12 protein-coding genes are annotated in these 12241 nt (G+C 66.1%); 5 read left to right on the top strand and 7 right to left on the bottom strand.

What is annotated here, in order from left to right; translation table 11 throughout:
• Positions 1–67: 67 nt before the first annotated feature.
• The 3 genes from pheT to pheS are packed head-to-tail and all read right to left on the bottom strand — an operon-like array spanning position 68 to position 4787.
• Positions 68–2491 (bottom strand): phenylalanine--tRNA ligase subunit beta, encoded by a 2424-nt coding sequence (pheT, locus tag ACFPOB_RS05495; RefSeq protein ID WP_377796539.1) that lies wholly within the window; start codon positions 2489–2491, stop codon positions 68–70.
• On the bottom strand, positions 2488–3675 hold the full coding sequence (locus ACFPOB_RS05500; RefSeq protein ID WP_377796541.1) for a glycosyltransferase: 1188 nt from the start codon (positions 3673–3675) through the stop codon (positions 2488–2490). Before ACFPOB_RS05500 ends, pheT begins: the two co-directional genes overlap by 4 nt.
• Positions 3676–3704: 29 nt before the next feature.
• Positions 3705–4787 (bottom strand): phenylalanine--tRNA ligase subunit alpha, encoded by a 1083-nt coding sequence (gene pheS / locus ACFPOB_RS05505; RefSeq protein WP_377796543.1) that lies wholly within the window; start codon positions 4785–4787, stop codon positions 3705–3707.
• On the opposite strand from pheS, the gene ACFPOB_RS05510 reads away from it, so the two are divergent.
• The 4 genes from ACFPOB_RS05510 (at position 4786) to ACFPOB_RS05525 (ending at position 7358) form a co-directional block, all read left to right on the top strand.
• A complete protein-coding gene (locus ACFPOB_RS05510; protein ID WP_377796544.1) occupies positions 4786–5367 on the top strand; it encodes a hypothetical protein in 582 nt (193 codons plus the stop codon). The genes pheS and ACFPOB_RS05510 overlap by 2 nt on opposite strands.
• 4 nt (positions 5368–5371) lie before the next feature.
• Positions 5372–5887: a hypothetical protein gene (locus tag ACFPOB_RS05515; protein ID WP_377796545.1), complete on the top strand. Its 516-nt coding sequence runs from the start codon at positions 5372–5374 to the stop codon at positions 5885–5887.
• On the top strand, positions 5884–6495 hold the full coding sequence (locus ACFPOB_RS05520) for an SCO family protein (RefSeq protein ID WP_377796547.1): 612 nt from the start codon (positions 5884–5886) through the stop codon (positions 6493–6495). Before ACFPOB_RS05515 ends, ACFPOB_RS05520 begins: the two co-directional genes overlap by 4 nt.
• Before the next feature lie 101 nt (positions 6496–6596).
• Positions 6597–7358, top strand: a complete 762-nt coding sequence (locus ACFPOB_RS05525; protein WP_377796548.1) for an LOG family protein — start codon at positions 6597–6599, stop codon at positions 7356–7358.
• Positions 7359–7382: 24 nt separating this feature from the next.
• On the opposite strand, the gene ACFPOB_RS05530 is transcribed toward ACFPOB_RS05525, so the two are convergent.
• The 4 genes from ACFPOB_RS05530 to ACFPOB_RS05545 form a co-directional block, all read right to left on the bottom strand.
• Positions 7383–9410, bottom strand: coding sequence for a DNA/RNA non-specific endonuclease (locus ACFPOB_RS05530; RefSeq protein ID WP_377796549.1), 2028 nt, complete (start codon positions 9408–9410; stop codon positions 7383–7385).
• A 133-nt stretch (positions 9411–9543) separates the two neighbouring features.
• A complete protein-coding gene (rplT, locus tag ACFPOB_RS05535; RefSeq protein WP_377796550.1) occupies positions 9544–9918 on the bottom strand; it encodes a 50S ribosomal protein L20 in 375 nt (124 codons plus the stop codon).
• Between the two features lie 28 nt (positions 9919–9946).
• The gene (gene rpmI / locus ACFPOB_RS05540; RefSeq protein WP_137881570.1) at positions 9947–10147 is read right to left on the bottom strand and encodes a 50S ribosomal protein L35; all 201 of its coding nucleotides are present in this window, start codon (positions 10145–10147) and stop codon (positions 9947–9949) included.
• A gap of 161 nt (positions 10148–10308) precedes the next feature.
• On the bottom strand, positions 10309–11514 hold the full coding sequence (locus ACFPOB_RS05545; protein WP_377796551.1) for an MFS transporter: 1206 nt from the start codon (positions 11512–11514) through the stop codon (positions 10309–10311).
• A gap of 116 nt (positions 11515–11630) precedes the next feature.
• On the opposite strand from ACFPOB_RS05545, the gene ACFPOB_RS05550 reads away from it, so the two are divergent.
• Positions 11631–12221: a TetR/AcrR family transcriptional regulator gene (locus ACFPOB_RS05550; RefSeq protein WP_377796553.1), complete on the top strand. Its 591-nt coding sequence runs from the start codon at positions 11631–11633 to the stop codon at positions 12219–12221.
• Positions 12222–12241 lie beyond the last annotated feature (20 nt).

Below are 12241 nucleotides of genomic sequence, written 5' to 3' on the forward strand. Positions count from 1 at the left end.
GAAGAGCGCTGGAAGGCGCCTTTTCGGGCAGAGATGGTCGGCTCAAGGCCGACCATGACGCAAATTTTTACCCCCGCAGCACTGCGCCGTAGCGCTTGTTCATCTCGGAGACGATCTTGGCCGCGACGGCTTCGATCTCGGCATCGGTCAGCGTCTTCTGCGTCGGCTGCAAGGTCACAGCCAGCGCCACCGACTTCTTGCCCGGCTCGACGCCCGTGCCCTCGTAGATGTCGAAGACGCTCGTCTCGGCGACCAGCGCCCGGTCGGCGTTCTGGGCGCTCCTGGCCATCTCGCCGGCCGGCACCGCCTTGTCGACGATGAAGGCGAAGTCGCGCGTCACCGGCTGGAAGTCGGAGAGCACCAGCTTCGGCTTGACCTTGGTCGGCTTGTACTTGGGCAGCGGCAGCGCATCGAGATGGATCTCGAAAGCGACCAGCGGGCCCTTGACGTCGAGCGCTTTCAGCACGCGCGGATGCACTTCGCCGAAGGCGCCGATCACGCCCTTGGGGCCGAACTGCAGCGTGGCCGACCGGCCGGGATGGGCCCAGGCCGGGCCGCCGGCAACGATCTGCAGGCCGCCCACGGGCACGCCGAGGCCAGAGAGCAGGCCGAGCACATCAGCCTTGGCGTCGAAGGCGTCGACGCTCTTGGCGGCGCCGTCCCAGTGACGGCCGGCGCCTTCCAGCTTGGCCGTGCCGCGGCGCAGGCCGGCGGCGGCGATGAGCTGGCCTTCCGGCTCGTCGCTCTGGAAGACCTGGCCGACCTCGAACAAAGCGACATCGCCGAAGCCGCGATCGGCATTGGCCTGCGCGGAACGGATCAGCCCCGGCAGCAAGGACGGCCGCATGTCGGAGAGATCGGCCGCGATCGGGTTGGCGAGGACGAGCTTGTGCGAGCCGCCACCGAAGAGCTTCGCAGCGCTGTGCGAGATGAACGACCAGGTCACCGCCTCGACGAGCCCGCGGCTGGCAAGCAGGCGCTTGGCGGCGCGCGTGCGCTTCTGCAGCACGGTCAGCACCGGCTTGATCACCTCGCCCTTGATGCGCGGCAACGGCGCCGGCGCGACGCGGTCAATGCCGGCGATGCGCAGGATCTCCTCGACCAGATCGGCCTTGCCCTCGACATCGGCGCGCCAGGACGGCGGCGCAACCTCGACGCGGTCACCGGTGCCCGCGACGTCGAAGCCGAGCGAGGTCAGCGCCAGCTTCATCTCGACCTGCGGCAGGTCGAGCCCGGTCAGGCGCTTGACCTCGGACCAGGGGAAGTCGATGGCGCCGGGGCTGTCGGGCAGCTCGCCGGCGAAGACGACCTGCGAGGGCTCGCCGCCGCAGAGCGTCATGACCATCTGCGTCGCCATGTCGAGGCCGGGCCGAGTGAAATCCGGATCGATGCCGCGCTCGTTGCGGTAGCGCGCATCGGAATTGATGCCCAGCGCACGGCCGGTGCGGGCGATGTTGAGCGTGTTCCAGACCGCGCTCTCGATCAATACGTCGGTGGTGCTCTCGTCGCAGCCGGAATGCTCGCCGCCCATCACGCCGGCGATCGATTCGACGCCGTTGTCGTCGGCGATCACGACCATGTCGGAGGTCAACCCATAGGTCCGGCCGTCGAGCGCCAGCACCTCCTCGCCATCCCGGGCGCGGCGAACGACGAGGTCACCCTTGACCTTGGCGGCGTCGAAGACGTGCAGCGGCCGGTTGCGATCGAAAGTCATGAAATTGGTGATGTCGACCAGCGCATTGATGGGCCTGAGGCCGATGGCGCGCAGACGTGCCTGGAGCCATTCCGGCGACGGACCGTTCTTGACGCCGCGCACCAGCCGCAGCGCGAAGGCCTGGCAGAGATTGCGATCTTGCTCGGCGAATTCGAGCTTGAGGTCGACCGGGCATGGAAAGGCGCCGCGCACCGGTGGGACCGGCTGCGTCTTGATCGTGCCGAGGCCTGCTGCGGCGAGATCGCGGGCGATGCCGGAAACGCCGAGCGCATCGGCGCGATTCGGCGTCACCGCGATCTCGATCACCGCGTCGTCGAGTCCGGCATAGATCGCGTAGGGCTGGCCGACCGGCGCATCCTCCGGCAGGTCGATGATGCCGTCATGATCCTCGGAGATCTGCAGCTCGGCGGCCGAGCAGAGCATGCCGTTCGACTCGACGCCGCGGATGACGCCCTTGCCGAGCGTGATGTCCTTGCCCGGGATATAAGTGCCGGGGGGCGAGAACACGCTCTTCATGCCGGTGCGGGCATTGGGCGCGCCGCAGACGACCTGGACCGGCTCGCCCGAGCCGGTGTCGACCATGCAGACGCGCAGGCGATCAGCGTTCGGGTGCTGTTTCGCCTCGATGACATAGGCGATGGTGAAGGCACTGAGCGCCCTCGCCTGGTCCTCGACGCCCTCGACCTCGAGACCGATGCGGGTCAGCGTCTCAGTGATGGTGTCGAGCGTATCAGTGGTGTCGAGATGCTCTTTGAGCCAGGAAAGGGTGAACTTCATGATTGTCCGTCGCTACGCATGTTCGCGGTCGACAGCGCCGGGACGGCTGCGTTCAGCTCGTCCTCGCCATCGGCCTTGATCTTCATGGAATTGCCACGCCAGCTGACTTCGCGCGCGACGAAGGCATAGGCCCAGATGCCGGGGAAAGCGAGATCGCGCGCCAGGTAGGCGAGCGGCGTCCGCCAGTTCAGGAACCAGCCGACGCTCCTGGCGAGCACGATCTCGCCAGAATACCAGAGCACGAGCACGGCGAGCACACCCAGCCAGGCGGGCAAGCCGAAGCCCGGCGCGCCAAAGGCTGCGAGAACAGCCGGCACCAACGGCCCGACCAGGATCTCCGGCGCGAAGAAGGGCAGGAAGGTGACGCGGCGCAGGCGCGCCCAGCGGAACTGGCGCTGGACGACATCGCGCAGATTGCGCGGTCCGAGCGGTTGCTCGAAGGGCTGGCCGACGAGATGGACATGCTTGCCGGCCTTGCGCACCAGCTTGGTCGCCGCCGCATCCTCGGCGATCTCTGCGGCGAGCGCGGCGATGCCGCCATTGGCGTCGAGAAAGGGCTTGTTCCAGAGCATCGACTTGCCCTGGGCGAAGCCGAAACCGAGCGCCTCGCCGGCATATTGCCAGCGCGCCTGGAAGGTATTGAGGAAGGCGCACTCGACTTCGGCGCCGAAGCAGGCCGGCCGCGAGCCGGCCGGCGTCGAGCAGACCAGCCCGGTATCCTCGCGCCAGGAGGCCATCAGCCGCTGGACATAGTCCTTCGGCATCAGCACGTTGGAATCGGCGAGGATCACCCAGTCATGACGCGCCGCCTCCCAGCCCTTGACGCAGTTGTTGAGCTTGGGATTGGCGCTGACCGCGACGTCACCGACGATCAGGCGGACGCGATCGGCCCCATAGCTCCCGATCAGCTCCTCGATCAGCGGCACGATCGGATCATGGCCGTCGGCGACGCAGAAGATGGTCTCGTAGTGGGGATAGTCGAGTTCAAGGCCGGAGGTCAGCGTCTCCCTGCTGAAGGTCTCGATGCCGCGCACCGGGCGCACGATCGTCACCGGCGGCGCCAGCTTCTGCAGGTGAGAGGGTACCTGCCTGCGGCGCAGGCGCACGAAAGCAATGCCAAGGCAGACCATATTGACGGCGACCATCAGCGCCGCGATCAGTCCGGCCCATTGCGCCGCGCTCATGCGTCTTCCCTTTCGGACAGCCTTGCAGGTTAAGAGGTCAGACCGCCGGTCAGCGTCGGCAGGTCGAGCGGACGGAAGCCATAATGCGACAGCCAGCGGACATCCGCCTCGAAGAAGGGCCGCAGGTCCGGCATGCCGTATTTCAGCATGGCGATGCGATCGATGCCCATGCCCCAGGCGAAGCCCTGATAGACGTCCGGGTCGAGCCCGCAATTCCTCAGAACGTTCGGATGGACCATGCCGCAGCCGAGGATCTCGAGCCAATCCTCGCCCTCGCCGAAGCGGATCTCGCCATCCTTGCGCGAGCACTGGATGTCGACTTCGGCCGAGGGCTCGGTGAACGGGAAGAAGGATGGCCGGAAGCGCATCTTGACGCCCTCGACCTCGAAGAACGCCTTGCAGAACTCCTCCAGCACCCATTTCATGTGGCCGAAATGGGTCTTCTTGTCGATGACGAGGCCCTCGACCTGATGGAACATCGGCGTGTGGGTCTGGTCGGAATCCATGCGGTAGGTCCGGCCCGGGCAGATCACGCGGATCGGCGGTTCCTGCGACATCATCGTGCGCACCTGGACCGGGGAGGTATGCGTGCGCAGCAGCTTGCGCTCGCCATTGGCATCGGGCGCGAAGAAGAAGGTGTCGTGCATCTCGCGGGCGGGATGGCCGACCGGGAAGTTGAGCTTGGTGAAGTTGAGGTCGTCGGTCTCGACATCCGGGCCTTCGGCGACGGCAAAGCCCATATCGCCGAAAATGGCGGTGATCTCGTCGATGACCTGGCTGATCGGGTGGATGCGCCCGCGCGCCTCCGGTCCCTCGCGCACCGGCAGCGAGATGTCGAGCCGCTCGCTGGCGAGCCTAGCTTCCAGCGCCGCCTCGCCGAGCGCGTCCTTGCGGGCGGTGATCGCCTGTTGGACGACATCGCGCAGGCCGTTGATGCGCGGGCCCTGCTCCTTGCGCTCCTCCGGCGTCATCGTGCCGAGCGTCTTCAGCAGGCCCGAGACCGAGCCGGACTTGCCGAGCGCCGCAATACGCAATTGCTCGAGCGTCGCCTCGTCGCTCGCCGCCTCGATCTCACCGACAAGTGAATCGCGAAGGGTGTCGATGTCGTTCATGCCTGCTCTGGTCCGTTTGCGAGGCATCTTCTATGGTGTCGGCGGCGGAGAGGCTAGGGGCAATCGTGCTGGCAAAGAATCTCGCCGGCACGGAAATGCCACCCGAATTGCGGGATCGCGTGCGAAGATGACAATCTTGTCTCAAATTCTGCGCCAGATGCTCGCATCCACGACTATCGCGGTGTTTTTTGCTGCGTTAGCACCGGCATCCGCCCAGCAAAGCGGCCAGCGTGTCACCGTCACCGGCGAGATCAGCGACAGCTGGTGCACGATCAGCGGACTGATGTTCGCCAAGGGCACGGCCCATCATCAATGCGCGGTCTGGTGCGCGCTCGGCGGTATCCCGGTCGCCATTCGCGACGCCGGCGGCAATCTCTATCTGATCCTGAAGATCGGCGACGACGAGGACAGCGCCGGCAATCCGCGCGTGGCGAAACTGGCGACGCACGAGGTCACGGTCGACGGCGAATTGCTGGAACGCGATGGTGTGAAGTACCTGCTGGTCGACCGCATCGCCGACGACAAGGGCGTCATCACGATGACGCATGAGGAACACGGCATCCAGCCGTTTGGGAACTGAAGCCATGCGAGGCAGCGTCAACGCACTGATCGTCGCGGCCGCCCTGGCGGCGGGACCTGCCATCTCCGCCGAGCCCTGGAACATCCCGCACGAGAAGCAGGCGGTGCTGAAGGGCCGCGTCGTCGATGCGCTCTGTCACCTCAAGGGCCGCTGCGCGCCCGATTGCGGCAGCGGCAGACGGCAACTCGGGCTCGTGCTCGCCGATGGCACGTTCCGCCTCGTGGCGAAATCGAACATCGATTTTGCCGGGGCGACCGCGGATCTTTCGCCCTATTGCGGTCGCGAGGTCGAGGCAGACGGACTGCTGATCGAGAATCCGGCAGTGACCCTGTTCTTCGTGCAGCGCATTCGCGAGAATCGCGGCCAGGACTGGATCGCGGCCGAACGCTTCAAGGCCGGGTGGGAGGCGAAGAACGGCAAGGCCGAAGAGTGGTGGCGGGCCGATCCCGACGCCAACAGGATCATCGCCGAGGACGGTCCGTTCGGCATCAAGGGTCTCCAGCCGAAACCGAAGCCGTGAACCGCCAGCTCGCCCGCCGAGACCTGCTCGCCGGCATCGCCATCACGCTGGCCGTGCCGGCTCGCGGCCATGACCACAAGGCGGCCCCGGCCGCCCCTCCTGCGCGCGACCCGCTGGCGACGCAGTTCGGCGGCGCGTTCTCGCTGCTCGACCACACCGGCAAGCGCGTGACCGACGTCGATTTCCGCGGCCGCTTCATGCTGGTCTATTTCGGGTTCAGCCGCTGCGCCGACACCTGCCCGGTCGATCTGCCGGTGATCGCGCAAGCGCTCGACGCGCTCGGGCCGGCCGCAGACAGGATCGCGCCGCTGTTCATCAGCGTCGACCCGGCGAACGACACGCCGGCCGTGATGGCGACCTATGTCGCGAACGTCCATCCGCGCCTGATCGGGCTGTCCGGCAGCGAGGCCGAGATCGCAGCCACGGCAAAAGCTTACAAGGTCCACCGTCGCAAGCTGACGCAGGCCCATCACGGTCACGGCGAATACACGATCGACCATGGCTCCCTGACCTATCTGATGGGTCCCGACGGCCGCTTCCTGACCCTGCTGCCGCACAAGACGTCGCCCGAGCGCATGGCGGCCGTGCTGCGCAAATATCTGTCGTGATCGCGCCGAGTTGGGCCAGATAGAGCCGATTGAGTCGGCGCGAGCCCGATCCGTTCGACCAGAGCCGGTCCAGCCGACGACGCGCCAGCCGGGAGGCCACCATGCCCGACAATACCGCCCAGAAGAATTCGCCCTCCTACCGGATCGCCGCGCTCGACCAGGATTTCATCCTCGGCGATTCGACGCGCGGGGCGCGCTTCATGCTCGAATACCAGAAGGCCGAGGACGCCCTGCGCGCCCGCGGCATCGTTTCGACCATCGTCGTCTTCGGCTCGGCGCGGGTGCGCGAGGGCGATCCCTGGTACGAGGCGGCGCGTGCGTTCGGCCGGATCGCCTCGGAACGCGGCGGCGCGCTCGACGGCAAGCAGAGCGGCCGGCACCATGTCATCGCGACCGGTGGCGGGCCCGGCATCATGGAGGCGGCCAATCGCGGGGCGACCGAAGCCGGCGCGGTCTCCATAGGCTTCAACATCACCCTGCCGCACGAGCAGGAGCCGAACGCCTGGTCGACGCCCGACCTGACCTTCCGCTTCCACTATTTCGCGATGCGCAAGATGCACCTTGCGATGCGGGCGGCGGCGCTGGTGGTCTTCCCCGGCGGCTTCGGCACGCTCGACGAATTGTTCGAGATCATGACGCTGGTGCAAACCGGCAAGATGCCGCCGGTGCCGATCGTACTCTATGACAGCGTCTACTGGCAGGGGCTGATCAATCTCGAGCGGATGCGCGAAGCCGGCTTCATCCGGCCGGAGGATCTGAAGCTGTTCTGCTATGCCGACAGCCCGGAAGAGGCCTATCGGCGCATCGTAGAGGGCGCCGGCGAGAGCTGGACGCCGAAGGCGGTGGACAAGGTGCAGACCTGAACGCTCAGCCGTTTCCTGTCCATGCTACCGCCGCGGATGCTGGACGTCGGCGACAGTGCGGAGCCGGCGGCCGACTGTCGGGCCGGTATAGACATCAGCCTGACGGACGACGTCAGGGAAGACGACGCCGGTGTCAGCTTCGATCTTGGTCACCGGCACCTGGAAGTTCTGGCCAGGCTTGGTGCTGTTGGGACCGACGGGCAACTGCTCGAACGGGATGTCGAGCGCATAGTCCTGCTGGCTGACGATGTATCCGCTTGTAAAAAGCTTGCCGGCCTTGTCGGCGACGGCGATCACCTTCCAGTAGAACTGCGGAATACGGATGCCACGATGGAGCTCGTCATCCGAGCGGAACATCGGACCGGAGAAGATGGAGGCCCGGACATCCTCCTCGTCGGTATTGTAGAGCAGGAAGTTCTCCAGGCCCTGCCACAAATCGGCACCCTGATTGAAGCCCCAGTACTGCGGGGAGCAGTTGGTCCAGTGGAAGGTGTCGTCATTGGCGAGCTTGGCCTCGCGGATGCCGCCCCAGACCGGATCGAGCCGACGCACCAGATGGCCACGGTCGAAATAGTTTTTTCGCCGAACGGGCTCATTGCCATAGAGTTCGTCGCCGTTCTGCAGCTCCTCCGGGATACGCCCGTCATAGAACCAGGCATCGTCGCCACGATCGAGATTGGTCCAGCGCGTTCCGTCGATGTTGACCGCCGTATAGAACGCGAGCTTGCGGTCCTGGGCACCGTTCAGGACTACGGAGAAATGCATATAGCGCAGCACATCGTCCGCCGCGCCCGTGACCTTGGCCGGCGCGCCATGGCGTAGCGCGGCCGCGCCGAGGATCGGCAAGGGAATTGGCGTCGGCAGAAAATCCGCTTCGTAGCCACGCCGCCCGTCAAAGAAGGCAGCTGGGTGGCTGCGCCGGGTCGGCCGACGCGCCGCCTCGAGCACCGCGGCTTCGGCGGCGACCGCGGCGATCGTCGCGATGGCCGGCGCAGCGATCAGCGGCGGCCCTATGATGCTCTGCGCCGGCACGGTCCCGGCGAAGGCCGCCACGCCGGTGGCATCGGCGATCAGGTCGGCGATCAACGGCGAGCGAACAAAGCCGTCCAGTTTCGACTGCCGCTCCAGATCGGCGATCAGTTTCGAGATCCGGACGCCTTCATTGGCCAGCCAATGCACTTTATCAGCCGGCAAGCGCCGGGCCAGCGCGGCGGGCGCGGTCGTGCCATCCGCAAGCACCCAATGTTCCTGCCCCTGGACCATCCTGCGATCGGGGACGCCGGCATGGTGCAGGCAGATCACCTGCCAGGCATCGGTGAAGACCGGCGCGCCAGACGAGCCTGGCGCGGTATCCGATGAATACCAGAGGAAGTTGTCGCGGGTCGGATCGACGCGATCACCATATTTGACGATCTTGTTCTCGCGCAGCGAGATGCGTTTGGTACGGGCGTCGGGGTGCTGGATGATGGTCGCGTACTGGCCGAGCTCGGTCTTGCCGGTACGTGGGTCGAGGCGCAGGAAGCCGAGATCGGCGAGAGCGACATCGCCGTCCTCGCTCATCGGCGCCAGCGCAACGATGGTGTAGTCGAGCGCGTTCCTGTCGCTGGTGACGAAGCCGTCCTGCGGCGTCAGGCGGAAACGGGTTGACCGCTTCAGCCGGCCCTCGCCATCGAGCTCGTAGCCGAATTCGACCGTCGCCGTCATCGCCTCCTCGACCGAGCCGATGACATGGTTGTTGGTCAGGAGGAGACGTGGCCCGATCAGGAAGCCGGTCCCCCATTCGCTGCCGTCTCCAACCGGCGCCGGTACGTTGATGCGGCAGACGGTCCGGGCCGCGAGCAGGCCGCGCTCGAGATAGTTGATCTCGACGAGATCGTTCTCGCCGAGCAGGGCTTCGAAGACGTCGAAATCGACGCCGGCTCCGGCGCGCGTGCGATGGACGATCTGCTCAGCCAGGCGTTGCGGGTCCTGCGCCGGGCGCTTCAGCTTGCGGCCCGCAGCGATGTCCTTGGCGAGACGGTCGTCGGCGACGAAGTTCGAGATTTCGAGCATGCTGCGATCCTCCCCGCAGGAAGGGGAACATGCAATCGCAACACAACCATGACGCGCGCGGCCAAGCCGCTGGAAAAAGCAAAAAGGCCGGCGTTTCCGCCGGCCTTTCTATATTCCGATCGGCTAAGTCCGCTCAGGCGGCCTTGGCTTCCGCGCCGAGCGCGCCCTTGACCGTCTCGACCACCGCGGCGAAGGCGGCGGCGTCGTCGATGGCGAGGGCCGACAGGGTCTTGCGGTCGAGCTCGAGGCCCGCCTTGGCGAGACCGCCGATGAAGACCGAATAGGTCAGGCCGTGCTCGCGCACCGCAGCGTTCAGGCGCTGGATCCAGAGCGCGCGGAAGGTGCGCTTCTTGTTCTTGCGGTCGCGATAGGCGTACTGCATCGACCGATCGACGGCCGCCTTGGCGGCGCGGATCGTGTTCTTGCGGCGGCCGTAGAAACCCTTGGCGGCCTTGAATGTCTTCTTGTGCTTGGCGTGGGACGTAACGCCCCGTTTCACGCGAGCCATGATCGATCTCCGGAAAAGTGAGGGGGCGTCAGCCGTTGGGCAGGAAGTACTTCTTCACGTTGGCGGCATCGCCTTCGAAAAGAACGTTCGTCCCACGGTGATTGCGGAGCTGCTTGTTGGTCCGCTTGATCATGCCGTGACGCTTGCCGGCCTGGGCGTAGAGCACCTTGCCGGTTCCGGTGATCTTGAACCGCTTCTTGGCGGCCGATTTGGTCTTCATCTTGGGCATTTGAGCTCCTCATAGGTCGCGAGCGCGAACAATGCGCCGCTTCAATTTTGCTTTGGGAAGCAAAGTACGATCGCCACGGCAGCCCTTATCAGCCGGGCGATCGAAGGTGGCGCCTATGACAGAAAAGCCGCGCCCTTGCAAGCGCGGCATGCCTTTGCGGCTCAGGCGATTGCTGGTTCGGGCTCGCGCCGGGGCTCGGCGATCAGGCAGAACCCGACGGCGACGATCGCCAACGCCGAGAACCCGCCGGCAACTGACATGTAGAAGCCGGTGCTGGCGCCGTAGAGATCGATCAGCCAGCCCGAGGCGGCCGAGCCCGCCGCCATGCCGATGCCCATGCCGGTCATCACCCAGGTGATGCCCTCGGTCAGCTTCGCAGCCGGCGCATGCCGCTCGACCAGCGCCATGGCAACGATGACGGTCGGCGAGATCGAGGCGCCGGCGATGAAGAGCACGGTGCCGAGCATCCAGAGCGAGGACACGAACAGCAGCGGCAAGGTCGTCGCCGCGGCCAGGCTGATCGACAGCAGCAATTGCGTGGCGAGGGGCAGGCGCAGGCGCAGCGCGCCGAAGACGAGGCCGGTGATGAAGGAACCGGCGGCATAGGCCGCGAGCGCCAGGCTCGCCGCCGCCTTGTTGCCCTGCGCCTCGGCGAAGGCGACCGCGGTGACCTCGGCGGTGCCGAAGACGACCCCGAGCGCGACCATCAGCAGCGCGATGATCTGCACCGGCACCAGGCGGATCGCCGAGCCGCCCTCGCTGACGCCCTGTGCGTGCACCGGCGGCTCGGTCGCGCGCTGGGCCACGAACAGCGCCATGCCGACGGCGAGCAGGATCGTGGCCGCGAGCGGTCCCGCCTCCGGGAACCAGATCACGCTGAGCCCGATCGCGATCACCGGGCCGATCATGAAGATGACCTCGTCGACGACCGACTCGAAGGCGAAGGCAGTGCGCAGATGCGGCGTATCGCGATAGATCTCGGTCCAGCGCGCGCGCACCATCGCCATCATGCTCGGCTCCAGCCCGGCGAGGCCGGCGAAGAGGAAGAGCACCCAGATCGGCGCCTCGAGGCGGGTGGCCAGCATCAGGCCGATCAGCGCGACGATGGTCGCGAGCGTCGCCGGGATTAGCACCTTGCTCTGGCCATGGCGATCAACCAACCGCGAGATCTGCGGCGCGATCAACGCATTGGCGAGCGCAAAGGTCGCGGCGACGCCACCGGCGAGCCAGTACTCGCCGCGCGCCTGCGAAAGCATGGTGACGATGCCGATGGTGAGCATCGAGAATGGCATGCGGGCGAGGAAGCCGGCAGCCGAGAAGCCGACCGAGCCGGGAGCCCGGAAAATCTCGCGATAGGGGTTAGGCATGGACGTCTCCGTCGCATCGATGCGTTATTGACATACGTGGCGTATGTGACATGAGTAATTACATACGCGACGTATGTCAATTTACATACGCGCCGTATGCGAAAGGACCATGGTTGATGCGCAAGCCGCGCGCCCAGATGATCGCAGAGACGCGGGCCAAGCTGATAGCCGCGGCGCGAACGGCGTTCGGGACTATCGGCTATGCCGAAACCTCGATGGATGATCTCACCGCCTCGGCCGGGCTGACGCGCGGGGCACTCTACCATCATTTCGGTGACAAGAAGGGCCTACTGGTCGCCGTGATCGCGCAGATCGATGGCGAGATGAATGCCCATATGCGGGCTGTGACGGCGAAGGCGTCCGATCCCTGGACCGGCTTCCGCGACGAATGCACCGCCTATATCGAGCTGGCGCTCGATCCCGAGATCCAGCGCATCATGCTGCGCGACGGACCTGCCGTCCTCGGCGATCCCTGGGATTGGCCGACGCTGAGCGAATGCATCCGCTCGATGACGGAGAGCCTGACCAAGCTGGCCGAGAGCGGCGTCATCGCCCCGATCGATCCCGAGGCCGGAGCCCGCCTGATCGCCGGTGCGACGCAGTATGCCGCGCAGTGGATCGCGAACGCGCCTGAGCCGGAAGCGACCTCGCGCAAGGCGATCGAGGCCTTCAACCTGATGCTCGACGGGCTCCTGGTTCGGAGCTGAGCGACCGCCCCCCTTTTCCA

Source organism: Allobosea eneae (assembly GCF_042657265.1).
GTDB classification, from domain to species: Bacteria; Pseudomonadota; Alphaproteobacteria; order Rhizobiales; family Beijerinckiaceae; genus Allobosea; species Allobosea eneae.

Bases quoted from the DNA above. Each gene is read 5' to 3' on its own strand.
- pheT (WP_377796539.1), bottom strand. From the start codon at position 2,491: ATGAAGTTCACCCTTTCCTGGCTCAAAGAGCATCTCGACACCACTGAT.
- ACFPOB_RS05500 (WP_377796541.1), bottom strand. From the start codon at position 3,675: ATGAGCGCGGCGCAATGGGCCGGACTGATCGCGGCGCTGATGGTCGCC.
- ACFPOB_RS05510 (WP_377796544.1), top strand. From the start codon at position 4,786: ATGCCTGCTCTGGTCCGTTTGCGAGGCATCTTCTATGGTGTCGGCGGC.
- pheS (WP_377796543.1), bottom strand. From the start codon at position 4,787: ATGAACGACATCGACACCCTTCGCGATTCACTTGTCGGTGAGATCGAG.
- ACFPOB_RS05515 (WP_377796545.1), top strand. From the start codon at position 5,372: ATGCGAGGCAGCGTCAACGCACTGATCGTCGCGGCCGCCCTGGCGGCG.
- ACFPOB_RS05525 (WP_377796548.1), top strand. From the start codon at position 6,597: ATGCCCGACAATACCGCCCAGAAGAATTCGCCCTCCTACCGGATCGCC.
- ACFPOB_RS05530 (WP_377796549.1), bottom strand. From the start codon at position 9,410: ATGCTCGAAATCTCGAACTTCGTCGCCGACGACCGTCTCGCCAAGGAC.
- rplT (WP_377796550.1), bottom strand. From the start codon at position 9,918: ATGGCTCGCGTGAAACGGGGCGTTACGTCCCACGCCAAGCACAAGAAG.
- rpmI (WP_137881570.1), bottom strand. From the start codon at position 10,147: ATGCCCAAGATGAAGACCAAATCGGCCGCCAAGAAGCGGTTCAAGATC.
- ACFPOB_RS05545 (WP_377796551.1), bottom strand. From the start codon at position 11,514: ATGCCTAACCCCTATCGCGAGATTTTCCGGGCTCCCGGCTCGGTCGGC.
- ACFPOB_RS05550 (WP_377796553.1), top strand. From the start codon at position 11,631: ATGCGCAAGCCGCGCGCCCAGATGATCGCAGAGACGCGGGCCAAGCTG.